A 24,230-nucleotide genomic window follows, 5' to 3' on the forward strand; every position below is an offset into this window, starting at 1 on the left:
TATCTAATCGAGCGGGGGCTATGCCGGCTGCTCAATCAGCCGCTGCGCGGTAAATTTGTCGGTGACCAAGGTGTCGACTACGCCGATCCGCAGTGCGCCGGCGATTGCCGCGGTCTTCTTTTCGCCTCCCGCAAGTGCAATCACCCGATCGACCTTGGCAAGCTCGTCGAGCGAGATACCGATCACCCTCTCGTCAAGCGGCGTTTTGACCGGTTTGCCTTTGCCGTCAAAGAAACGCAGCGAGATATCGCCGACCGCTCCTGCATCGGCGAGGTCCGCCAATTCGCGTGACGAGAAGATGTTGCCGGATCGGGCCAGAAGCTCGGACGGTTCGACCGCGCCAATGCCGACGATTGCGACGCTGATCGCGCCGAAGAGCTCGATGGTTTCCCGCACGAATGGATCGGCCATCATGAGCAGCTTGGCTTCGCGCGAACTTGTCACGCCCTGGACCGGAAGAAGTTTAGGTTCGGCACCCGTGAGGCGGGCCAGCCTCGTGGTGAGCTGGGTAGCATGGGTCTGGACGGAGGGATCGCCCATTCCGCCAAGCGTCTGAACGATATATTTTGCCCGGGCGCTTTTCTGCGGGTGGATATTCTCCACCATCTTGAAAATCGTCTGGCTCCAGCTTGAAACCCCGATAATTTCCCCCTCCGAAAGGGTGACTTCGAGAAGGTGGGCGGCCGCTTCGCCAATCCGCGCCATGATGGCACCTTCCCGGTCTTCGGAACATTCCACGACGATTGCTTCGGCGAGATTGAAACGTTCGCGCAGTGCGGCTTCGAGCTCGGTGTAGGTCCCGATGGGTGGGATCACCGTGGTCCGGACGATGTCCTCGGCTTCCGCCCGCTTCAACATTCGCGAGACGGTCGCCTGCGACAGCCTCAGGTGCTGGGCAATATCAGCCTGCCGCTTGCGCTCGATGTGATACATCTGCGCTACACGAGAAATCAGGCGAAGCTCGTTGATCCGTCCCATGCTTGTTCCATCGGTGAATTTTTATTCACCAATAACGGGCGGCGGTTCGAACGTCGAGCGTGCAATCGCATCGTTCCACGTTTTAAACTTTTCCGCGTTGTCATTTGTCTGAGGCCTGATGGTGATGTTCTGCCGCGGAAGACGGCCGATAGCGTCAAGATCCGCCCACATGCCCAACGACAGGCCGGCAAGATAGGCAGCGCCCAGCGCCGAGGCCTCCGGTGCTGCGCATTGGATAACGGCATGCCCGAGGAGATCGGCAACACACTGCATGAGAAACCTGTTCTGACTGGGTCCCCCGTCGACATAAAGGGAGCCGATGCTTCCCCCATTCTGCTTCTGCATCGCACGGAAGACATCATGCACCTGAAGCGCGATAGAGTCAGTAACGGCTCTCGCCAATTGCGCCCGCGTGGTGCTGAAGTTGATTTGCGAAAACAGCGCGCGGGCATCCGAATTCCAATAGGGAGCGCCGAGACCGACAAAGGCGGGAACGAAGCCTGGGCCGCGGGGCTCCGCCGTCGCAGCTAGGTCGACAAGTGCGCTGATATCGGAAGGCCCGAGGATTTCCGCCATCCACGGCAGGCTTGCCGCCGATACGAGGATGTTGCCTTCGAAAGCGAAGGTCGGTTTTCCTGCGATGCGCCAGGCAACTGTCGTGGTGATCCCATGTTGTGGTGCGATGAAGTGCGGCAACGTCGTCATGACCGACGAGCCCGTGCCGAACGTCACTTTGCCGTCCCCTGCTTTGTGGGCTCCATGCCCGAAAAGAGCGGCATGGCTATCGCCGATGGCAGCGCAAATGGGCGTTCCATCCGGCACGCCCGGAAGACCCGCAGTCGTTCCGAATTGCCCTGCGCTGTCGAGAACTTCGGGTAGCAAGTCTTTGTCTACGCCGAACAAGGCACAAAGCTCTTCGCTCCAGCGTTGGGCCTTGAGATCGAAAAGCTGGCTACGTGCTGCATTCGATGCGTCGCAGACGTGCTTCCGGCCACCCGTCAGGCAGTGAACAAGCCAGCTATCCACGGTGCCGATCCGCACCCTGTGACCCGCCGGCGCGCGATCCAGCAACCATTTCATCTTCGAGCCGGGGAACATCGGATCGATCGGCAGGCCCGTGGTCTCCTCGACCCACTGCGAATGACCGAGCCCGATCAGCTTTTCGCAATCGGCGGCCGTGCGCCGGCACTGCCAGCTCACCACGGGGCCAAGCGCCTCGCCGGTATCGCCATCCCAGATCGTTACCGATTCCCGCTGATTGGAAATCGCAACCGCTTCGATCGCAACCTTTGCCGGCGCAGCTTCGACACAGGCACGAACCGCCTCGCATACCGATTGCCAGACGCGATTTGCATCCTGCTCGACCCAGCCCGGTTGCGGGTAGCTGATGCCGACAGGCGCGGCGCCACGAGAAATCAGTTCGCCCTTTTCCGACACCAGAATGGCCTTGGAATTCGTCGTGCCCTGATCGATTGCCAGAATGGCTTGCATAAAATCTTTCCTCCAAGAATAACCCGGCGCATTCAGCGCAATGCCCCGGGAAGCGCGCTGTCAGCGTCAGCTCACTTCCGCTTGAGAAGTGCCAATGCCGCCTGGGCAATGGCATCAGGCGCCATTCCGAATTCATCCAGAAGGAATTCCGCCGAGCCCGTCGGAGCAAAGATACCAGGGACGCCCAGGCGCTTCATCGGAACAGGCGCGTGGTCGACGACCACTTCGGCCACTGCCGAGCCGAGGCCGCCATAGATCGAATGCTCCTCGGCCGTCACGATTGCGCCGGTTTCCCTTGCGGCGGCAATGATAGCCTGCTCATCGATCGGCCGCACGGTTGCCATGTTGAGAACGCGGGCGTCGATCCCCTGAGCCGCGAGGATTTCTGCCGCCTTGAGAATGCGATGCGTCAGCGTGCCGTTGGCAATCAGGGTCACATCCCCTCCATCGCGCAATACGTTGGCTTTGCCGAGTTCGAACTTGTGACCGTCCGGCAGCAGGTCCGGAACGCCAACGCGCGACAGGCGCAGGAAGCAGGGTCCAGCATAGCTTGCCGCCCATTTCACGGCAGCAGCCGTTTCAATGCGATCGCATGGCGCGATGACCGGAAGATTCGGCAGAACACGCGTCCAGGCGAAATCTTCGATGGAATGGTGCGTCGGGCCGAGCTCGCCATAGGCCATGCCGGAGGAAATGCCGATCAGTTTGACGTTCGCATTCGAATAGGAAATGTCGGCCTTGATCTGCTCCAGCGCACGGCCCGTCAGGAAGCATGCGGCCCCGCAGACGAATGGGATCTGTCCGCCGTTTGCGAGCCCTGCTCCAACGCCGACCATGTTTTGCTCGGCAATGCCGACATTGATCAGTCGCTCCGGAAATTTAGATTTGAAGCTGCCTAGCTTGGATGAGCCGACAGAATCGTTGCAGACCGCAATGATCGTCTGCTCGTCGGCCGCCAGCGCCTCCAAAGTCGCAGCAAAAGCGTCCCGGCAGTCGTAGAGATTGGGGTTCGAGTTGGACGTGTCCATTAGAGCGCCTCCGACAGTTCTGCGACAGCCTGTTCGTATTGTTCCTTGTTCGGCACCTTATGATGCCAATCCACCCGGTCCTGCATGAAGGAGATGCCATGACCCTTATTCGTGTGGGCGACGATGCAGTGCGGACGCGTGCTACGATGCTCCAGTGCAGGAACGATTTGCGCCATTTCGTTGCCGTTGATTTCGCTGACCTCCCAACCGAATGCTTCGAGTTTCGGCCGTAACGGGGCGACATTGTTGGTATCTGCGAGCGCCGCGCCCTGCTGGAAACGATTGTGATCGACGATAAGCGTCAGATTGTCCAGATTGAACTGCGATGCGGCCATTATGGCTTCCCAGTTGGATCCCTCCTGCATCTCGCCGTCCCCGGTCATGACATAGGTGTGATAGCCGGCCCCGGTCAGCTTGCCGGCCTTCGCAACGCCGACGGCGACCGGCAGTCCGTGCCCTAAGGGACCGGTGTTGGTTTCGACGCCGGGCACCTTGTTGCAATTGGGATGGCCGTTGAGCCGGGAATGCGGCTGCAGAAATGTCGAAATCTCCTCCTCCGCAATGAACCCACGCTTTGCGAGAGTGACATACAGCGCACAGGCGGTGTGGCCCTTCGACAGAATGAACCGATCACGATCGGGCCGCCTCGGCTCGCTAGGATAGATCTTCAGAACGCGAAAATAGAGCGCCGTCAGGATGTCGATGGCCGACATCTCGCCGCCAATATGTCCCGCACCTGCGTCATAGACCGCTTGCAGGTCGCGCAGGCGTATCTGGCGCGCGACGCGCTCAAGTTCCTTAACTTGCATGATGCTTCCTCGTTGCATAAATATTCAGTAGCACATATTTTTGCACAAATGGCCACTCAGTCAAGTCCATTTATTGTTTGCCTGCTGAATGGATCGAAAACAGTAAGCCGATTTCGGCGCTTGACAGGTCAAATATGAGTTGTTAATGAATTTTCCAACACGAATGCATATTTATGCACGCTTGAAGGAAAATCACCTGCGGCGGGCATGAGGGTGGAGGAGCCATGTCAGCATTGGGCGTCAACGAACAAAGCCAGCAGCCGCGAACCTCACTTGCATGGCTCAGCGGGGCTACAGGCCCGCTGATCGGCTTGCTGATACTCTGCGTTTTCCTGAGCGTTGCGACGGACCGGTTTCTTTCGGTGCGCAACGCGCTCAACATCCTCGATCAGATCACCGTGCTCGGCGTCATGTCCGTGGGTATGACCTTCGTTATTCTGATCGGCGGCATCGACCTCTCGGTCGGTTCCGTTCTGGCGCTGTCGATGATGGTGATGGGCTGGGTTGCGAATGTTGCCGGCCTGCCGATGGCCGTCGCGATCCCGCTGGCGCTCCTGGCGTCCGCGCTCAGCGGCCTGATCGTCGGCGTGATGGTCACGAGTTTCCGTGTCCCCGCCTTCATTGCCACCCTTGCGATGATGTCGGTCGCGCGTGGCATTGCCAATATGATTACTGACGGCCAGCAGATCGTCGGCTTTCCCGACTGGTTCACCATGCTGGCGATCGACCGTCACTTCGGCGTGCTGACCGCGACGGTCTTCCTGATGCTGGCGATCGTCATCGTCTCGTGGCTCTTTCTCAAATACCGTTCCGAGGGGCGCATGCTCTATGCGATCGGCGGCAATCCGGAGGTTGCTCGTCTCGCCGGCATCAATGTGCAGGTGGTCACGATCGGCGTCTATGTCGTCTGCGCCATCTTGGCGGGCGTTGCCGGGATCGTCCTTGCTGCGCGCCTCGATGCCGTCCAGCCTTCAAGCGGCTTTGGCTACGAGCTCGACACCATTGCGGCCGTGGTCATCGGAGGAACGTCTCTGTCGGGCGGCGCCGGTGGCATCGGCGGAACGCTGATCGGCGTGCTCATCATCGGCGTTTTGCGCAACGGCCTCAACCTGCTCAACGTCTCGCCATTCCTGCAGCAAGTGATCATCGGTGTCGTCATCGTTCTTGCGGTCGGCGCTGAAACGCTGCGCCGGAGGAAGGCATAAGACAGGCCGCTAAGGCCGACAGCCGGAATTCCCCTTCCGGCGCGGACGGGGATTATGAAAGCCCGAGGGCGGAGGACGTTTCCAAGGGCGCATTGAAACCAAAGGAGGAACTCATGAAACTTTCCCGCACTCTCTTGACCACGGCAGCCATACTCGCACTGTCGCTGGGATCGGTTCAGGCCAAGGAAGTCAAGAAACTCGGCCTGGCGGTCGCCAACCTTCAGGCAAACTTCTTCAACCAGATCAAGCAGGCCGTGGAAGCTGAGGCAAAGACCCGCGGCATCGAAGTCATCACCGTTGACGCGAAGGGCGACGGTCCGACACAGGTCAATCAGGTCCAGGATCTTCTCACGCAGAACATCGATGCGCTCATCTATATTCCTGCCGGTGCCGCAGCCGCAACTATTCCGGTGAAGCTCGCCCACCAGTCGAACGTGCCGGTCATCAACGTCGACCGCAATGCCGACGGTGCACCCGGCGATACCTTCCTCGCTACGGATTCCGTCGCATCGGCAAACGCCGTCTGCAAGTACATCATCGAGAAGGCCGGCGGTAAGGGCAACATGGTGATCATCCATGGCCAGAAGGGCACGACGCCGGAAGTCGATCGCACGAAGGGCTGCATGGAGGCCGTCAAGGCAAATCCGGGTGTAAAGATCGTCTCGGAGCAATGGTCGAACATCTGGAGCCAGGATGAAGGCTTCCAGATCATGCAGAACATGCTTCAGGCCAATCCGGACGTCTCGATCGTCTTCGCACAGGCCGACGCTCTCGCTCTCGGCGCTGCACAGGCCATCAAGGTCGCAAACCCCTCGCAGAAGATTGCTCTCGGTGGCTTCGACGGTGACACCGCAGCTCTGGAAGCGCTGAAGAACGGCGTCTTCGACGTGACCGCGACGCAGCAGACCCAGAAAATGGGCCGCGATGCCGTGGCCAATGCTGTTAAGATCGTCGGCGGCGAGAAAGTGCCTCCGGTTCAGCTTTTGGATGCGACCCTGACCACCAAGGATAACGTGGCCGGCTTTATCGCCAACCATCCGTAAGAATAACCAAGGGAGCGGTGCGATGACTGATCCGGTGCTCACACTCAAGGGTATTTCCAAACGCTACGGCCCTCTGGAAGTCCTGAAGAACGTCAGTCTCGATGTCTTCCCGGGCGAGGTCGTCGCCTTGCTCGGCGAAAACGGTGCGGGCAAATCGACCCTATCGGGCATCATCGCCGGATCGCGCACGCCTTCCGAAGGTTCCATGACATGGCAGGGGCAGCCGTATGCCCCTGCCAATCCGAGAGAGGCGATTGACAAGGGCGTGGTCCTGATCCACCAGGAACTTCAATTGCTGCCCGAGCTGACGATCGCCGAAAACGTCTTCATCGGTCGCTGGCCGATGAAGAATGGCGTCGTCGACCGGGCACAAATGGTCAAACGCGCACAGGAGCAGCTCTCGCGCCTGAACCTGCATATTCCCGCCACGCGCAAAGTGGCGGGACTGTCGACCGCCAACCAGCAGCTTATTGAAATTGCCAAGGCTTTGGCGCTCGATGCGAAGCTGCTGATCCTCGACGAGCCGACGGCCGCACTCGGCGGCGCGGAAACCGAGGCGCTTTTCGAGCAGGTCAGGAAACTGCGCTCTGAGGGCGTCGGGATCATCTACATCTCGCACCGAATGGAAGAGATCAAGCAGATCACCGATCGCATCGTTGTTCTTCGCGACGGCGAACGGGTTCAGGAATTTGCCGATAGCTCGACCCCTGTGCGCACGATCGTTGAAAGCATGGTCGGCCGTTCGCTCGATAGAATGTTCCCGACATTGCCGGTGCCGCAGGACCGTCCGGTGCTGCAGGTCGAAGCGCTGACCTCAGTGGATGATTCCTTCCGCGATATCAGTTTCGAGGTAAAGGCTGGAGAAATTCTGGGGATAGCCGGCCTCGTCGGAGCCGGGCGAACCGAATTGGTGCGCGCCATTTCCGGAGCAGATCCAATAAGGTCCGGCACGGTACGCCTCAATGGCGAGCCGCTGAAACTGCGCAGCCCGGCCGATGCCGTGGCGAGAGGCATGGTTATGGTGCCGGAAGACCGTAAGCTGCAGGGATTGGTCGTCAATCACCGCATCGCTGAAAACCTCGTTTACCCAAACCTCGATCGGTTCGGAGGCCGCTGGATTACCTCCGCCATGAAGCGGGATTTCGCAAAGCGGGCTATTTCCACCTTCGGCATCAAGGGCCGCGGCGATCAACTTGCCTCCGACCTTTCGGGCGGCAACCAGCAAAAGATCGTCATCGCAAAATGGTTGATGCGCGACCCCAAGGTAGTCGTGCTCGATGAACCGACCCGAGGCATCGATGTCGGCGCCCGTGCCGGCATTTACGACATTATCGTCGGCCTCGCGAACAGGGGCGTGGCCGTCATCGTGGTCAGCTCCGACTTGGAGGAAGTTCTCGGCGTATCGAACCGTATCCTGGTCCTTGCGCAAGGAAAACAGGCCGGAATCCTGGAGCGTGACCAGGCAAACGACGTCTCCGTTATGGAATTGGCTACAATCTAAATGACATCAAGAAAGGAAGAGCGATGCCTGACATCACTCTGAATGCTCCCAAGCTTTTCGATCTCTCCGGTGAGGTTGCCTTCGTGACCGGCGCCGGCAGCGGCATCGGTCAGCGCATCGCTATCGGTCTAGCTCAATGCGGCGCGGATATCGCGTTGCTCGACCGCCGCAACGACGATGGCCTGTCGCAGACCGCCGAATTCGTGCGCAAGGCCGGGCGCCGCTCCATTCAGATTGCTGCTGATGTGACCAACAAGGCAGCGCTTGCCGAAGCGGTAGAGAGGACGGATGCCGAACTTGGTCCCCTCTCCCTCGCGCTCAATGCGGCAGGCATCGCGAACGCCAATCCGGCCGAGGAGATGGAGGAAGAGCAGTATCAGACGCTGATGGACATCAACCTCAAGGGTGTCTTCCTCTCCTGCCAAGCCGAGGCGCGCTCGATGCTCAAGAGGGGCAAGGGATCGATCGTCAACATTGCGTCAATGTCTGGCGTCATCGTCAATCGCGGCCTGAACCAGTGCCATTACAACGCTTCCAAAGCCGGCGTCATCCACATGTCGAAGTCCCTGGCGATGGAATGGGTCGGCCGCGGAATTCGCGTCAACACGATCTCGCCCGGCTATACCGCGACACCGATGAACACCCGGCCGGAGATGGTCCACCAGACAAAGCTGTTTGAAGAGCAGACGCCGATGCAGCGCATGGCGACGGTCGATGAGATGGTTGGTCCGGCCGTATTCCTGCTTTCGGAGGCGGCAAGCTTTGTCACGGGTGTCGACCTGTTGGTCGACGGCGGCTTCTGCTGCTGGTGATGACGATGCCTCGCAAGCTGATCGCCGGAAACTGGAAAATGAACGGGGTGCTCCCGGACCTCAACGAGATTGCCGCCATTGCGGCGGCGGCCGATGACGCTAAAGCCGAAGCGATCATATGCCCACCCGCCACCCTGATCGACCGTGCCGCATCGATAGCGAGAGGTTCGAAACTGCGGATCGGCGGGCAGGATTGCCACGTGTCGTCGTCGGGCGCCCATACCGGCGACATCGCCCCGGACATGTTGGCCGATCTCGGGGCAACCTCTGTGATCCTCGGCCATTCGGAGCGCCGGGCGGACCATGGCGAGACCAGCGCGCTCGTCGCCGCCAAAGCGGCGGCGGCCTATCGCGCCGGACTGACGGCCATCATCTGCGTCGGCGAAACGGAGGATGAGAGGGCCGGCGGAAAGACGCTCGCGGTAGTCGAAAGTCAACTTTCGGCATCTGTTCCGGACGACGCCTGTGCCGCCAACACCGTCATCGCCTACGAGCCCGTTTGGGCAATTGGAACCGGCCGCGTTCCGACGGAGGCCGAGATCGCCGAAGTTCACGCTGCCCTGCGCGCTGCCTTGATCAAGCGCTTTGGCGCGGAAGGCAATGAGATGCGGCTCCTCTACGGTGGCTCCGTGAAGCCATCGAACGCGGCCTCGCTATTTGCCATTGCCGGTGTAGACGGCGCGCTTGTCGGGGGAGCCTCCCTGAAGGCATCGGATTTCGCGGCGATACTTCGTGCCGTCCCTTGAAGGCGAGGCCGATCGCTTGTCGGGCCTCCAAGAGGGCCTTTGAAAATTGACTTTGATAAGCGCCGTTCGCGAGGACGACGGCGATTGACCGGGAGACATCCAAATGAACCGCTTCGAAAACAAGACCGTCGTCATCACTGGAGGTAGCCGGGGCATTGGTGCTGCCATCGCAAGGCGCTTTGCGAAAGAGGGTGCAAATCTCGTCGTTTCCGCCAATGAAGAGTCGGTGCACTCCGTCGCCGAGCAGATCAGGAAGGATGGCGGTAAAGCGATCTCCTTCGTCGGCGACGTCACGGACAAATCAAGCGTAAAGGCTCTTTACGACGCGACGGAAGATGCCTTCGGTTCGGTCGACGTTTCGATCCAGAATGCCGGCGTCATTACGATCGCGCGGATCGAAGACATGACCGAAAGCGAGTGGGACAAGGTCATGGCCGTCAACACCAAGGGTGTCTTCCTGTGCGCGCAGGAAGCGATCCTGCGCATGCGCAAGCATGGTCGCGGCGGACGCATCATCAACACCGCATCGGGACAGGCACGAGACGGCTTCATTTACACGCCGCACTATGCCGCCTCGAAGATGGGCGTGGTCGGGATCACCCAAAGCCTCGCCAAGGAAGTCGCCATCGAAAACATAACGGTCAATGCCTTCTGCCCCGGTATCATCGAGACCGACATGTGGGCCTATAATGATCAGGCCTGGGGTAAGCTCCTCGGCAACTACGCTCCCGGCGAGTTGATGAAGGAGTGGGTCGAAGGCATTCCGATGAAGCGCGCCGGGTCAGGCGAAGACGTCGCCGGCCTCGTCACCTTTCTCGCGAGCGACGATGCGGCCTACATCACAGGTCAGACGATCAATGTCGATGGCGGTCTCATCATGTCCTGACTGCGGTCGGTTAGGAGAAACCAACCTGTTCACCGGTTGTGTCGCATAAAAGACAGTGAGAGGGAAACTGCCCTCTTGCGAAGGGCCATATCGATCGCCTATCTTATCAGCGTTCTCAGGGCGGGGTGAAACTCCCCACCGGCGGTATCGAGGCAACTCGGAGCCCGCGAGCGCCTCCGCAAATCGCGGAGGGTCAGCAGACCCGGTGAGAGGCCGGGGCCGACGGTTAAAGTCCGGATGGAAGAGAGCAACCGTGCGAGCGCAACCGATGTTGTTGCGCGTCCGCAGGCTTGTTCGCCCAAGGGATAAACAGTGACTTCGAAAGAAGTCTTGGATGCCGCAAAAGCGGCTAACCCTTGAAAGGCAAAGTGCATGGCAATTTCTAAAATCGAAGATGCAATCGCGGCGATTTCGCGTGGCGAGATCGTTGTTGTCGTTGATGATCAGGATCGGGAAAACGAGGGCGACCTTGTGATTGCCTCTGATGCCATCACGCCTGCGGCAATTGCCTTCATGATGAACCACGCGCGCGGATTGATCTGCGTCGCCATGGAAGGTGAAAGGCTGGATGAGCTCGACATTCCCCTCATGGTTCCGCGCAATACCGAGGTTCTGAAGACCGCCTTCACGGTATCGGTAGACTATATTCCGGAAACGACGACAGGCATTTCTGCAGCCGATCGCGCGGCGACCGTTCTGGCGCTCGTTACAAAAGGCACGCGGCCTGACGACTTTGCCCGCCCCGGACACATCTTTCCGCTGCGTGCGCACCCGGCGGGCGTGCTTGGACGTCCCGGCCATACCGAGGCGGCCGTCGATCTCGCAAGGCTTGCCGGCCACTCTGGATCTGGGGTGATCTGCGAAGTCGCCAATGACGACGGCACCATGGCGCGGCTTCCGGATCTCGAAAAATTCGCCGAACGTCACGGCCTGCTGCTGGTGACGATCGAAGATTTGATCGCCTACTTGGCTCGTCAGCGCGATCTGGCGACACCGGCAATGTCCGCCGCCTGATCGTCAAAGATAGATGCTGGCAGGGGCGCCCCCAATACCGGGCGCGCCATGCCCACATAGCATTCCAGACCTCCGCGGAGCCGGCCGTGAATGGAGCGAGAGGCGTATCTGACACCCCTCGCCCCGTAGCCAGTCCGGCCCCTTACCATGCCCGGAAATTCCAAACAGGAAATCCGGAGGTTTCTTCACCATCCGGAAGGCCGATATCCTGGCGCATGCGGTTGGAGAGCTGAGAGGTATGATTTACCGTTTGCTGATGCCTCCATACGGCGAGGAACAACGCAAACGCGGTCTTCCGGACGCCGAATTTCAGGCAGAGTTCATCGACTGTCGCCGCAAGAGTGTCGGCAACCAAAGATTGTGCTTCGCGCATAGTTTCTTTCCCGGCGCAACGATGCAGCCGAGTCCTTTCGACGGTCAAAAGACGTGCGAATACCGACGCGGAAATGCGAACGATCGCTCCGGTAACCGGTCACGTCAAGGTAACGAGAAAAATGCTAAACGGGCAGAGAATCCGAGGGCTTAGTAGCCTGGATGCCATTGATGGCCGGGATTCGACGCGCATCGCATCGACACCACCACGGCCACTCCGCCAGAGAAGCGATTAAACATGAGAATAGATTTCATTTCACGCCTCCTCTGATTTGATTGCGGATGCGGCTATGTTACACGAGATCCGCTAATCGGCAAGCATACAATTTCACATTGTAGAATATCAGCGGAAAATCGTTGCAAGAATGCAACACCATCGCCACATGCTCGGGCTTTGACTCGCTGTCATCTGCCCGCTCCATTCAGCGGCAAATCACCCGCTCGGCAGGCACTATACTTGACCACGCATTATCCTTGCCTCTTTAGTGCAAGATGTTTCGGCGGTTCGTGAAGGGAAGACACGGACGAAATCGGCCGGGAAACCGTGGAGGATCATCTCTTGTCGCTAAGGCACCAGATCATTGCGCTGGCGATCATTCCGCTTGTGGTCGCGATCCTGGCGATCACGAGTTTCATCACCTGGCAGTCGGCGAACCTCACGCAAGTCAATATCGCGACCTTCGAGCAGAACATGCTGAAGTCCAAGGAAACCGAAATCCTCAACCTGACCCATCTTGCCGTTTCGGCGATCCAGGCGACCTATGGAGATGCTGCGGCGGACGATCAGGCCGCCAAGGAAAAGGTTGCGGCGATCCTCGCTTCGCTCGACTACGGCAAGGATGGATATTTCTTTGTCTACGACTATGACGGAAACAATATCGTCCATCCGCGCCAGAGCTTCCGGCCAGGCCGCAACTGGCTCGATCTGACCGATCCGAACGGAGACAAGGTGATCGCCGAGTTGATTGCGACGGCAAAGGCGGGCGGTGGCCTGCACCAATACGAGTGGCAAAAGCCATCCAGCGGCCAGGTGGCCGACAAGCTGTCCTTCGTCGTCGGCCTTGACAAGTGGCGCTGGGTCCTCGGAACCGGCGTCTATCTCGACGACGTCTATGCGCAGACAGCGGCGGCAAATGCCAGCATGCGCGCCAGCATCAAAAGCACCTTTATCATCGTGGCGATGATTGCCGTTCCTGCCGTCATCGTCGTCTTCACCACCTGCATGCTGCTTACCTTTCATGAGCGGCGCATGGCCGACGGCAGGCTCAAGGAGCTGACCCAACGGGTTATCGACACGCAGGAGGAGGAACGCGCCCGGCTTGCCCGCGAGCTGCATGACGGTGTTTCGCAAAACCTCGTCGGCGTCCGCTATGCCATGGATCTCGCCGGCCGGAAGGTCAGGACCGACGTCAACGATGCAGCCCTCACGATCGAGCGCGGCGTAGAGGCATTGAACGGCGCGATCAAGGAGATTCGGCGGCTGTCCCACGATCTCCGTCCGCGCGTGCTCGACGACATGGGTCTGACCGCGGCACTTGAGGCTTTGTGCCATAACTTTCAGGAGCGGAGCGGGATTGCGACCGAAATCGAAGCGTCCGGTTTCGTCGATCGGCTCAGGCCGGAGGCCAGCACGGCTCTTTATCGCGTTGCCCAGGAGGCGTTCAACAATGTCGAGCGTCATTCCGGTGCAAGCCGCCTTGCGGTCAGGCTCTGGAGTGACGGCGGGCGAGCGCGCATGATCATTTCCGACAATGGCACGGGCTTTGGCGATCCCAAATCGGCAGATGCCGGCGGGCGTGGCCTGGGTCTTCGCAACATGCAGGAGCGAATGGCCCATTTCCGCGGCCTGCTTCTGATCGACAGCACGGTCGCCGGCACGACGCTGACGGCGATGATGCCGAAATCGGCCAATCTGCAGCCCGGCGATCAGGTCGAAGCCGCATGACCGAGCGTCCCAGAATCAAGGTGCTGCTGATCGACAACCACCCGCTGGTGATCGACGGACTAAAGGCTGTGCTCGACACATACGACCACATCGACGTCGTAGGAACGGCAGGTCTCGCACAGGCCGGCCTGGACATCGGCCGCGACACGCGCCCCGAGGTCGTGCTGATGGACATCAACATGCCGAAGCTGAACGGGATCGACGCCATCGAACTCTTTCGAAGCGAATTGCCCGAGACAAGGGTTGTCATGCTCTCGATGCATGATAGCCGGGAATACATCTCATCCTCCGTGATGCGTGGCGCCGCCGGTTACATCCTCAAGGATGTCTCGACCGACGAAATCGTTTCGGCCATCGAGACGGTTGCTCAGGGCGGAACATACTTCTCGTCCGGTGTCGTCGACGTGCTCATGGAGCGAAAGGGCGGAGATGATACGGATCCCCTGACGCCGCGCGAGCGCGATGTCCTCGGCCTCATCGTTTCCGGAAGCAGCAACAAGGAGATGGCCGAGGCGCTCGGCATCACGCCCGCCACGGCCGAAACGCACCGCAAGAACGTCAAGAAGAAGCTCAACATCGCGACGACCGCGGGGCTCATCCGCTATGCGCTCGATCATGGGATCAGTCTCAAAACGCGATGAATCGCGCCCTACCCACTTCTGGGTAGGCCTCACCATTTCACTCCTCCAGCCATCTTGTCTGACGAAAACCGTCGCCATAGGACTTCACTGCGGCTTGCTGGAGGGCGAGCCGTTGGGAGGATTTCAGATGCACTACGTCTGCTTCCGTTCAGCCGGGACACTGGCTGCGACGGCACGAACGAGTTTGCCTCGGCTAGCGCCTGATACGCGCAACCTTCCACGCTGATAACCGCAACTTGCCGCCACCTGTGGCGCCGGAAGGTATCCGACATGGAAAAACCACGAAGCAAGGCAGCGCTCTGGCTGCTCGTCATTCCCTATATCGGCCTGCTCTGGCCATCCCTTTACAATACCCGCGAGCCGGCCTTGTTCGGTTTTCCCTTCTTCTACTGGTACCAGCTCGCCTGGGTGCCGATCACCGCCTTCCTGACCTTTATCGCCTATCGGAGCGTGCGCCATGACGACTGACATCGACAGCACGGCGCTTGCCGTCTTCCTCTTCTTCTTCGCGCTCGTAACGATTTTGGGCTTCGTTGCGTCCCGCTGGCGCAAACCAGCCACGCTTGCGCATATCGACGAATGGGGCCTGGGTGGTCGAAGCTTCGGGACCTGGATCACCTGGTTCCTGGTCGGCGGCGACTTCTACACAGCCTATACGGTGATCGCCGTTCCGGCGCTTGTCTATACGGTCGGTGCCTATGGCTTCTTTGCCCTGCCTTATACCATCGTCGTCTATCCCTTCGTGTTCATGGTGATGCCGGTTCTCTGGAAGCGTGCAAGGGATTTCGGTTACGTAACCGCCGGTGACGTCGTGCATGGCCAGTATGGTTCACGCGCGCTCGAACTCGCCGTTGCGGCAACCGGTGTCATTGCGACCATGCCCTATATCGCTCTGCAGCTCATCGGCATGACCGCGGTCCTGAAGGCGCTTGGGCTGCACGGCGAACTGCCGCTGGCGATCGCCTTTATCGTGCTCGCACTTTACACCTATTCGGCCGGCCTGCGCGCCCCGGCATTGATCGCCTTCGTCAAGGACATCATGATCTATGTCGTGGTGATCGCTGCCGTGGCGCTCATTCCCTCAAAACTCGGCGGCTACGCCAATGTGTTCGCTGCAGCCGATGCCGCATTCCAGGCCAAGGGATCGGGAAATCTGCTCCTGGGCGGTAATCAATATGTCGCCTACGCAACCCTCGCCTTGGGCTCGGCTCTCGCCGCCTTCATGTATCCGCATACGCTGACCGGAATCTTCGCCTCGAACAGCGGCAAGACGATCCGCAAGAATGCCGTCCTGCTGCCCGCCTATACGCTGCTGCTCGGCCTTCTCGCCCTGCTCGGCTATATGGGCCATGCCGCCGGCCTGAAACTCGATAGCCCCAATGACGTCGTGCCGGCCTTGTTCAAGACGCTGTTCTCGGGCTGGTTTGCCGGCTTCGCCTTCGCGGCAATCGCAATCGGCGCCTTGGTTCCGGCGGCGGTGATGAGCATTGGCGCCGCCAATCTCTTCACCCGCAATTTCTGGAAGGCCTATGTCGATCCAAAGGTGAGCAGCGCAGGCGAAGCCAAGGTGGCCAAGATCACCTCGCTCGTGGTCAAGGTGGGTGCCCTGCTGGTCATCATCTTCCTGCCGACGCAGTTTGCGCTCGACCTGCAATTGCTGGGCGGCATCTGGATCCTGCAGACGCTGCCGGCGCTGGTTTTCGGCCTCTATACGAACTGGTTCCGCGCGCCGGGCTTGCTTGCCGGCTGGTTCGTCGGCTTCACCGGTGGCACCTTCCTCGTCTGGGATGCCGGCTGGAAGCCTTTGCACCTGATCAGCCTCGGCGGAGAACCCTTCACCGTCTACACCGGACTGCTTGCGCTTGCGGCAAACATCGCCGTCGCGGTCGTGGTCAATGCCGTCGTGCCGGCAAGGACCGCGGCGCGGGCTTGAAACAAGACCAGCAGAGGGCCGCGATGTTGCGGTCCTCTGCTCTTTCACATTGGCATGCGCGAAATTGTCATACTAATATCCAGAATCCGCACACATATACAATTTGCGCAGGGAATAGCAGGGCGACAGCACGCTTTCCTCAGAACCATGTCAGAATGCGCAAAAGATTAACCTTCCTCGGTACGTCATCGTCACCATTATTTTTATGAAATAAGTGACGGTGGTTTTTGAGCTCGGGTTTTTCATATTCGCTTAGTCGGCTCGTCGAAACCCTTCGTGGTCTGCGAAGAGACACAGGCGGCAACGTCGCCATCGTTGTTGCCCTCACCATGGTGCCTATGATCCTCGCCGTCGGCGCGAGCTTCGACTACATCCGCGCCTATAATGTCAGGCAGAGTATGCAGAGCGATCTTGACGCGGCTTTGATCGCCGCCGTCAAACAGATCGACACCGATGACTCTGACGCTCTCAAGCAAAAGGTGTCCGACTGGTTCCATGCACAGGTGGAAAGCAGCTATTCGCTCGGCGACATCGAGATCGACACGACCAACCATCGCATAACGGCAACGGCGAGCGGCACTGTTCCGACGACTTTGATGCAGCTCGCGAATATCGCGACTGTTCCCGTCAGCGTGGAAAGTGCCGTCGAAGGACCAGCCACATCCTATCTCAACGTCTACATCGTGATCGACAAATCCCCGTCGATGCTCCTGGCAGCAACGACGGCAGGCCAGCAGGCCATGTATTCCGGCATCGGATGCCAATTTGCCTGCCACACGGGCGACGCGCACACTGTCAGCGGTAAGTCTTACGCCAACAACTACGAATATAGCACCGCAAAGAGTATAAAACTGCGCGCCGACGTTGCCGTGGACGCAGTCAGCGAAGTGCTCGATATGATCGATAGGTCCGACAGCAGTCATGCGCGCATTAAAGTCGGACTATACAGCTTGGGTGACACAGCTACGGAAGTTCTGGCTCCGACGCTGGATACCGCGACTGCACACAAGCGCCTGGTTGACGACAGTTACGGCCTCACAAGCGCAAGCTCGACGACCTATACCTATTTTGACGTCTCCTTGACCGCGCTGAAGAAGATGGTCGGGACTGGTGGCGATGGCACCTCCTCGTCCAAACCGCTCAAACTGGTTCTTCTGCTGACGGACGGCGTCCAGTCACAGCGCGAGTGGGTAATCAACGGAGTGACATGGAACGGTAGCAAGGCCGTTTCCGGGTCATACTGGAACAAGGTGGCGCCGCTTAATCCAGATTGGTGTGCCTACATCAAGAACCAGTCCGCCACCATGGCGGTTCTTTATACCGAATATCTGCCGATCACCACGGACTGGGGTTACAACGCAACTGTCGGCTCGACCATGGCGAGCGCCAAGTGGAAGAGCACTTGGGGCGGCACCATGGATAGCGGCGTATCGACCAGCATCACGCGACGAGACTACATCCCCTATGCGCTTGCCGACTGCGCATCTTCCAAGAGCCTGTTTATTTCTGCGTCGTCCTCGGCAGACATCACGGCAGGCCTGTCAGCGCTTTTCACTCAGTATCTCACATCCGTCCGGCTGACCCAATGAGGCAGGCAAAACCGTTTGCACTTCTGCGCCGCTTCCTCGCCGATCGCCGCGGCGTGGCTGCGATCGAATTCGCGATTCTCGCCCTGCCGCTGTTTATGTTCATATTCGCGATCATCGAAGTGTCGCTGATGTTTTTCATCGACTCTGCATTGGACGCTTCGGTGCAGAGGATCTCGCGAACGATCCGTACCGGCGAGGCCGCGTCCTCCAAGATCACATTGGCCGATTTCAAAAGCCAAATTTGTGACGATATGCTGTTGGCGTTCGAATGCTCCGGCAATCTGTTGGTGAAGGTCGACGTGCTTTCCGACATATCAACCGTCGCCAGCACCAATCCCATCGACAGCAGCGGCAAGCTCGCCGTCACCGAGACCTATAATATCGGCAAGGGCAGCGACTACATTCTGGTGCAGGCGTTTCTGCCCTGGACTGCCGTCGTCAATTTTTTCACCTTGTCGAGCGCCGAGCTATCCGATGGCCGCTACCTGCTCGGATCTTCCGTTCTGTTCCGCAACGAGCCTTTCTAACATGATCCCGAGACGGAGCCTGTCCTCTTGCCGGTTGGCCAAATTCTGTATCCCCAAATTCTGCATTCAATACCTGGTACGCGATCGGTCAGGGGCTTCGGGCGTGGAATTCGCTCTCGTATTGCCGCTCCTGGTGGTTCTGCTGTTTGGTGCCATTGATCTCGGCCATGCGCTCACGGTCAGCCGGAAAATGGATGAGATCGCCTCCACTACGGGCGACATGATTTCCCAGCAGGGCACCTGGACAAAGGCTGACGTCGCAAAGCTTCTTACCGGCGCCAGCTTCATCCTGCAGCCTTATGACACCACGGGGCTTACGATCACGGTCTCGGTAAACGATATCAGCAGCGCCGGCAGCGCAACGGTCAACTGGTCTGCCGCGCTCAATACAACAGCCCTTACTTCCGGCACGGCAAGCACAATCACCATACCGTCGCAGATACAGGAAACGGGTGTCCAGGTCGTGCTAACGCGGGTGCAATATACATTGACAACCCCTGTCTCGGCGTTCTTTGCGTCCATCACCGGCACGAACGGCTATACCTTCGATCGCCATTTCTTCAACCGCCCAAGGGTCGGCGACACCATCACCTACAAGTAGGCCGGAAGGTCGTCCGACGATAGCGGCAGACAGAACTGGATGAAGAGCGGTGGCACCCGGCATTTCGGTGCCACCGCCAAACGTAAGGGACTTATCCGATCGTCATCAAGCTGGCATTGCCACCGGCAGCCGCCGTGTTGATCGAGGTTGAAACCTCCTCGACAAGCCAGTTCAGGCAATAGGCCTCGACATCATTCTCAAGCTCCGCCGTCATCGCCGACTGGACAAGGACAAGCGGTCCGTCAAGCGCGGCGATGCGTTGGTTGATCTCAAGGACGCGCTTTGCGTCTCCTTCCACCAGCGCGGCGGCGAATGGGCCATCGGCATTCCAGTCCGTCGTCCATGCCAGGCGCGCGGCGACGCTGCCTGGAAGACCTGTAAGTGTCGAATGAAGTCCGGTACGTTCATCGACGACCAGATGGTTTCCGGTCGCGAGTGCTGCCGCGATCTGGCGATAGAGACCTCGCTCCGTTGCGGGAGCGAGAAGCACTCGGCCGCGGGGATGAAGCGCATAGACGTTCCGTTCGCCGACAGGGCCGGCAAGCTCTTTTTCGAGACCCACTGCGGAAAGGCTGCCGAGTTCGCGCGCCGCGTCAGCATCGTCGCTTCGGCCCTTTCCGGAAAGCCAGAGCGCGAAATCCGAGAGTGCCGGGTCAATATGGAACGAGCTGTGCTGCGGCGGGACCGGTGCTTTTTGGACCAGACGACCGATATAGAGCGGTCCGCCCGCTTTCGGCCCGGTTCCCGAGAGCCCGCGTCCACCGAAAGGCTGGACACCGACGACGGCGCCAATGATGTTGCGGTTGACGTAAAGATTGCCGGCCTTGATCCGCCCGGTGACACGGGCGATCGTCTCGTCCAGGCGCGTGTGAAGACCGAACGTCAGGCCATAACCGGAGCCGTTGATATCGTCGATCAGCCGGTCCAGGTCCTGGCGACGGTAACGGATGACGTGCAGCACGGGGCCGAAGATTTCCTTCGTCAGGTCCGAAAGCTTCTTCAACTCTATGATGGTCGGCGGCACGAAGGTGCCGAGCGTTGCAGTCTCCGGCAGCGGCAACTGGTCGACTTTACGGCCGAGGCCGCGCATCTTCTCGATATGGGCGTCGATTTCGGCCTGGGCCTCATGATTGATGACTGGCCCGACGTCTATGCGGAGCTGATCTGTCCGACCGATGCTCAACTCCTGGAGCGCCCCCTTCAGCATGTTCAGGGTTCGATCGGCGACCTCCTCCTGCAAACACAAGACGCGCAGCGCGGAGCAGCGCTGACCGGCGCTGTCGAAGGCGGATGCGATGACGTCGCCGACGACTTGCTCGGCCAAGGCCGACGAGTCGACGATCATGCCGTTCTGGCCGCCTGTTTCAGCGATTAGCGGGATCGGCTTTCCAACGTTGGACAGTCGCTTCGCAAGCTGCGCCTGGATGAGTCTCGCGACACCGGTGGAGCCCGTGAACATGACGCCGGCGGTCTCCGCCGCGTCGATCAGCGCGGCGCCAAGGCGGCCGCTACCCGGCACGAACTGCAGTGCGCCCCGCGGCACCCCGGCTTCGTGCAGGATCTTGACGCTCTCGAATGCGATGATCGGAGTGACACCGGCCGGCTTCGCCATGACCGAATTGCCGGCGACCAGTGCCGCGGCGACCTGACCCGTGAAAATCGCGAGCGGGAAATTCCAGGGACTGATGCAGACGATCGGGCCAAGCGGCGCGTGCGAGGGGCCGAGCGTTCGGCGCGCCTGTCCCGCGTAGTAGCGGAGGAAGTCGACCGCTTCGCGCACTTCGCCGATCGCGTTTGCCGCCGATTTGCCTGCCTCACGCATGATGACGCCCATCAGCGTCTCGATCCGCGACTGCATGATGTCGGCGGCACGCTCGAGGCACGCCGCGCGGTCCGCCGGAGAGACGGCAGCCCACTGTTGCGCGCCCTCGGCCGCAAGCCGGGCGATCTTCGCGGCGGCATCGATCCTGATTTCGGTGACTTGGCCGACGACATCGCCGTGGTCGGCGGGATTGAGGATCGGTCTCGTCTCTCCCTCGACGGATCCGTCGGCGAGCAGAGGCAGGGCATGCCATGAGTGCCGCGTCGTGGCGACAAGATTGGCCGCGAGCGCGTCGAGTTCGGCTTCGTTTGAAAGATCGATGCCGGACGAGTTCTGCCTTTCGCCTCCGTAGAGATTGCGAGGCAGAGCGATCAGGTCATGTGGCTTGCCAACCGGCGAATTTGCTTCGACCAGATCGACCGGATCAGCGACGAGTTCGTCGACCGAGACGTTCGCATCCGAGATTCGATTGACGAAAGACGAATTGGCGCCGTTTTCGAGCAGGCGGCGAACCAGATAGGCAAGCAGCGTCTCGTGTGTACCGACCGGGGCATAGATGCGGCACGGGCGATCCAGCTTCTGCTGGCCGACGACCTCGTCATAAAGAGGTTCGCCCATGCCATGCAGGCACTGGAACTCGTACTTGCCGACCGCAAAGTCCGGACCGGCCAGATGGTAGATTGTAGCCAGTGTTTGGGCGTTATGGGTCGCGAACTGCGGAAAGACGGCGTCTGTCGCCGCGAGCAGCTTGCGCGCACAGGCGACATAGGCGACGTCGGTGTGAATCTTGCGGGTATAAACCGGAAAGTCGGGAAGTCCGTCGAGCTGCGCCCGCTTGATTTCGGCATCCCAATAAGCGCCCTTGACGAGGCGAACCATCATGCGGCGGCCCGAGCGGCGGGCGAGATCGATGATGTAGTCGAGAACGAAGGGGCAGCGCTTGCCGTAGGCCTGCACGACAAAGCCCAGGCCATTCCAGCCCTTGAGTTCCTGGTCAAAGCTGAGCTCTTCCAGCAGGTCGAGCGACAGTTCGAGACGATCCGCCTCCTCCGCATCGATGTTCAGGCCAATATCGTACTTGCGGGCGAGCAGCGCCAGCTCGCGAACACGGGGAAGCAGCTCTCCCATGACGCGGTCCGACTGCGAACGGACATAGCGCGGATGAAGAGCCGACAGTTTGATCGAAATGCCGGGGCCTTCGTAGATGCCGCGACTGCCGGAGGCTTTGCCGATCGCGTGAATGGCGTTCTCGTAGTCGCGATAGTAGCGGCGGGCGTCGGCAGCCGTGGTCGCTGCCTCGCCGAGCATGTCGTAGGAATAGCGGAAGCCTCGTGTCTCAAGGGGATGGGCGCGTTTCAACGCCTCCTCGATCGTCTCGCCGGTAACGAACTGCTCGCCCATCATGCGCATCGCCATGTCGACGCCGCGGCGGATCACAGGCTCGCCGCAGCGGGCGATTAGCCGCGTCAAGGCTGCGGAGAGGCTGCGGTCATTGACGGTCCCCGTCAGCTTTCCGGTGACGACCAGGCCCCAAGTCGCGGCGTTGACGAAAAGTGAGCGGCCGCCGCCTATATGGGACTTCCAGTCTCCTTCGGCGATTTTATCCCGGATCAAGGCATCGCGTGTCGCCGTATCCGGAATGCGCAGGAGCGCCTCGGCAAGACACATGAGAGCGACGCCTTCCTGGCTGGAGAGCGAATACTCGTGAACGAGACCCTCGACACCCGTGCCCTTATGCTTCAAGCGGAGCGCCTCGATCAGCTTGCGGGCCGTCGCGCGCACCGATCCTTTCATGCCGGCGGGAATCCTCGCCGCTTCCACAAGCGGAGGCATGCACTCGGTCTCTGGCCGGCGATAGGCGGCCGTGATGGCCTTGCGAAGCTCCGACTGCTCGCGGATCGGCGGTGCGAATTGCGCAAATGGCTGGGGGGAATTGGGGTCGGAATTGGCGACGTCGGCGACGACTTTGAGCATTTTCAAACCTATTGGCGGTGGTGATCTAGATCGACGGCTTTCAGCGCTTATGGTTCCGGCAGGTTTTCCGGGAGAAGAAGATGCTTCAGACAATCCTTCCTCGGCTCATCCTGGTTCTTCGTCGGCATCATGCTGACTGCGGCTTTTACAGCGGAGAGAGCGATAGGCCGATAGTTTGCCGACAGGTCGATATCCTGACGCTGGCGAATTGTCTCACGTGTCATCGGAAACCTCAAATCATCGTGTTGTTCGAAGCCAAACTTAGATGCCGTCGCGTTGCAGGTGGAGGCCAAGGCACTTCCATCAATCCTGCTGAAATATCTAGCACGACAGAGCGGGGCCATTCTCACTTGAAAACAACGCTTGCTAGGTTATATGCACTTATTATCGACCACCGGATCCGACATTATGCCTAATGAAGCCGATCTCTTTAGTGATTTAGACCAATTCGACAAGAAGATCCTCGAAGCACTGGCTCAGGATGGCAGGCTGTCGATCACCGATCTGGCCGCCCGCGTCGGCCTATCCAAGACGCCGTGTCAGCTTCGCTTCAAGAGGCTCATCAATGACGGGTACATCGAGGGGTTCAAGGCGGTGCTCAATCCGGCGAAGATGCAGCTCGACCACGTCGCGTTCGTGGAGGTGAAGCTTTCGAATACGCGCGAGGATGCCCTCAAGAGCTTCAACGACGCCGTGAAGAAGATCAGGGAAGTCGAGGAATGCCACATGATCGCTGGCCGGTTCGACTATTTGCTGAAGATCAGGACGCGCGATATCGGGCGATATCGCCGCGTCCTCGGAGAGCGGATTTCCACTTTACCCCATGTTGCCAGCACATCCACGAACGTCGCGATGGAAACGGTCAAGGAAGGCTGGACAAATTTGCTTCGAACCTGACTTGACCGTTCCGGACGTCCCGTCGCCGGAACCTTACGGTGATAGCAGCACCCTTGCCTTGGTCATCTGCGATCACAGCGGCCGGAAGCGCTGCAATACCGTTGCCGACTGCCCCGATCCGAAGCCGAATGCATGGCCGGTCGATCACGTCGTGACGCTGGTAGTCAAATCCTTTTCGGAAAAAGCAGGCCCTGACGTCCTGAAATACCTTAAGAACCGTTCCCGGAGCAATGACACCGTCAAGAAACTGATGGCCTGGATGACCGACAACCAGGCCGGCGAAGACGGCGCCAAGCACTTCCTGAAAGAGAATAAGGACATCTGGACGAAGTGGGTTTCACCGGAAGCGGCCAAGAAAATCGAAGCTTCGTTGTAATCGCAAAATCACGCGGTGCGCGTATAGTGCACCGCTTCTC

The 24,230-nt window shown here is 59.6% G+C and carries 21 protein-coding genes, 2 pseudogenes and 1 riboswitch; of the genes and pseudogenes, 16 read left to right on the plus strand and 7 right to left on the minus strand.

Features of this window, described 5'->3' with window-relative positions; genetic code table 11:
- Positions 1–18 precede the first annotated feature (18 nt).
- From K290_RS0112010 to K290_RS0112025, 4 genes are all read right to left on the minus strand, one after another.
- Positions 19–978, minus strand: a complete 960-nt coding sequence (locus K290_RS0112010) for a sugar-binding transcriptional regulator (protein ID WP_028752157.1) — start codon at positions 976–978, stop codon at positions 19–21.
- A 21-nt stretch (positions 979–999) separates the two neighbouring features.
- A complete protein-coding gene (locus K290_RS0112015) occupies positions 1,000–2,469 on the minus strand; it encodes an FGGY family carbohydrate kinase (RefSeq protein WP_028752158.1) in 1,470 nt (489 codons plus the stop codon).
- 71 nt (positions 2,470–2,540) lie between these two features.
- Positions 2,541–3,497: a transketolase family protein gene (locus K290_RS0112020; protein WP_028752159.1), complete on the minus strand. Its 957-nt coding sequence runs from the start codon at positions 3,495–3,497 to the stop codon at positions 2,541–2,543.
- Complete coding sequence (locus K290_RS0112025; protein ID WP_028752160.1) at positions 3,497–4,306, minus strand: transketolase; 810 nt, start codon at positions 4,304–4,306, stop codon at positions 3,497–3,499. The genes K290_RS0112020 and K290_RS0112025 overlap by 1 nt, the downstream gene beginning before the upstream one ends.
- Before the next feature lie 224 nt (positions 4,307–4,530).
- On the opposite strand from K290_RS0112025, the gene K290_RS0112030 reads away from it, so the two are divergent.
- The 7 genes from K290_RS0112030 to ribB all read left to right on the plus strand — a co-directional run bounded on the left by K290_RS0112030 (position 4,531) and on the right by ribB (position 11,513).
- Positions 4,531–5,511 (plus strand): ABC transporter permease, encoded by a 981-nt coding sequence (locus tag K290_RS0112030; protein ID WP_028752161.1) that lies wholly within the window; start codon positions 4,531–4,533, stop codon positions 5,509–5,511.
- Positions 5,512–5,624: 113 nt separating this feature from the next.
- Entirely contained in the window at positions 5,625–6,554 is a 930-nt protein-coding gene (locus tag K290_RS0112035; RefSeq protein WP_028752162.1) for a sugar ABC transporter substrate-binding protein, read from the plus strand.
- Positions 6,555–6,576: 22 nt separating this feature from the next.
- Positions 6,577–8,055, plus strand: a complete 1,479-nt coding sequence (locus K290_RS0112040; protein WP_028752163.1) for a sugar ABC transporter ATP-binding protein — start codon at positions 6,577–6,579, stop codon at positions 8,053–8,055.
- A 23-nt stretch (positions 8,056–8,078) separates the two neighbouring features.
- Positions 8,079–8,867, plus strand: a complete 789-nt coding sequence (locus K290_RS0112045; RefSeq protein WP_028752164.1) for an SDR family oxidoreductase — start codon at positions 8,079–8,081, stop codon at positions 8,865–8,867.
- Positions 8,867–9,613, plus strand: a complete 747-nt coding sequence (gene tpiA / locus K290_RS0112050; protein WP_037135282.1) for a triose-phosphate isomerase — start codon at positions 8,867–8,869, stop codon at positions 9,611–9,613. The genes K290_RS0112045 and tpiA overlap by 1 nt, the downstream gene beginning before the upstream one ends.
- Positions 9,614–9,716: 103 nt before the next feature.
- Positions 9,717–10,499, plus strand: coding sequence for a glucose 1-dehydrogenase (locus K290_RS0112055; RefSeq protein WP_028752166.1), 783 nt, complete (start codon positions 9,717–9,719; stop codon positions 10,497–10,499).
- A gap of 107 nt (positions 10,500–10,606) precedes the next feature.
- A riboswitch (FMN riboswitch) is annotated at positions 10,607–10,752 on the plus strand.
- 119 nt (positions 10,753–10,871) lie between these two features.
- Complete coding sequence (gene ribB, locus K290_RS34100) at positions 10,872–11,513, plus strand: 3,4-dihydroxy-2-butanone-4-phosphate synthase (protein WP_051264020.1); 642 nt, start codon at positions 10,872–10,874, stop codon at positions 11,511–11,513.
- Positions 11,514–11,655: 142 nt separating this feature from the next.
- On the opposite strand, the gene K290_RS0112065 is transcribed toward ribB, so the two are convergent.
- Entirely contained in the window at positions 11,656–11,886 is a 231-nt protein-coding gene (locus tag K290_RS0112065; RefSeq protein ID WP_028752167.1) for a DUF1127 domain-containing protein, read from the minus strand.
- Between the two features lie 558 nt (positions 11,887–12,444).
- On the opposite strand from K290_RS0112065, the gene mctS reads away from it, so the two are divergent.
- The 7 genes from mctS (at position 12,445) to K290_RS0112100 (ending at position 19,121) form a co-directional block, all read left to right on the plus strand.
- Positions 12,445–13,830, plus strand: a complete 1,386-nt coding sequence (gene mctS / locus K290_RS0112070; RefSeq protein ID WP_028752168.1) for a two-component system sensor histidine kinase MctS — start codon at positions 12,445–12,447, stop codon at positions 13,828–13,830.
- A complete protein-coding gene (mctR, locus tag K290_RS0112075; protein ID WP_028752169.1) occupies positions 13,827–14,471 on the plus strand; it encodes a two-component system response regulator MctR in 645 nt (214 codons plus the stop codon). The genes mctS and mctR overlap by 4 nt, the downstream gene beginning before the upstream one ends.
- A 270-nt stretch (positions 14,472–14,741) precedes the next feature.
- Positions 14,742–14,939, plus strand: a complete 198-nt coding sequence (locus K290_RS0112080; RefSeq protein WP_028752170.1) for a DUF3311 domain-containing protein — start codon at positions 14,742–14,744, stop codon at positions 14,937–14,939.
- Positions 14,929–16,404, plus strand: coding sequence for a monocarboxylate uptake permease MctP (mctP, locus tag K290_RS0112085; RefSeq protein WP_028752171.1), 1,476 nt, complete (start codon positions 14,929–14,931; stop codon positions 16,402–16,404). Before K290_RS0112080 ends, mctP begins: the two co-directional genes overlap by 11 nt.
- Positions 16,405–16,631: 227 nt before the next feature.
- Positions 16,632–17,993: a TadE/TadG family type IV pilus assembly protein gene (locus tag K290_RS0112090; protein WP_028752172.1), complete on the plus strand. Its 1,362-nt coding sequence runs from the start codon at positions 16,632–16,634 to the stop codon at positions 17,991–17,993.
- Entirely contained in the window at positions 17,990–18,520 is a 531-nt protein-coding gene (locus tag K290_RS0112095) for a TadE/TadG family type IV pilus assembly protein (protein ID WP_028752173.1), read from the plus strand. Before K290_RS0112090 ends, K290_RS0112095 begins: the two co-directional genes overlap by 4 nt.
- A gap of 1 nt (position 18,521) precedes the next feature.
- Positions 18,522–19,121, plus strand: a complete 600-nt coding sequence (locus K290_RS0112100) for a TadE/TadG family type IV pilus assembly protein (protein ID WP_028752174.1) — start codon at positions 18,522–18,524, stop codon at positions 19,119–19,121.
- A gap of 91 nt (positions 19,122–19,212) precedes the next feature.
- On the opposite strand, the gene putA is transcribed toward K290_RS0112100, so the two are convergent.
- Positions 19,213–22,923 (minus strand): trifunctional transcriptional regulator/proline dehydrogenase/L-glutamate gamma-semialdehyde dehydrogenase, encoded by a 3,711-nt coding sequence (gene putA, locus K290_RS0112105; protein ID WP_425337588.1) that lies wholly within the window; start codon positions 22,921–22,923, stop codon positions 19,213–19,215.
- A 41-nt stretch (positions 22,924–22,964) separates the two neighbouring features.
- Positions 22,965–23,141 (minus strand): hypothetical protein, encoded by a 177-nt coding sequence (locus tag K290_RS0112110; RefSeq protein WP_154668584.1) that lies wholly within the window; start codon positions 23,139–23,141, stop codon positions 22,965–22,967.
- A gap of 184 nt (positions 23,142–23,325) precedes the next feature.
- Between K290_RS0112110 and K290_RS0112115 the strand changes: the two are divergent.
- Positions 23,326–23,819 (plus strand): annotated as a pseudogene (locus K290_RS0112115) (Lrp/AsnC family transcriptional regulator).
- 80 nt (positions 23,820–23,899) lie between these two features.
- Positions 23,900–24,190, plus strand: a pseudogene (locus K290_RS37250) (glycine betaine ABC transporter substrate-binding protein); the annotation flags it as partial.
- Between the last annotated feature and the right edge of the window lie 40 nt (positions 24,191–24,230).

The organism is Rhizobium leucaenae USDA 9039 (assembly GCF_000426285.1).
Taxonomy (GTDB): domain Bacteria; phylum Pseudomonadota; class Alphaproteobacteria; order Rhizobiales; family Rhizobiaceae; genus Rhizobium; species Rhizobium leucaenae.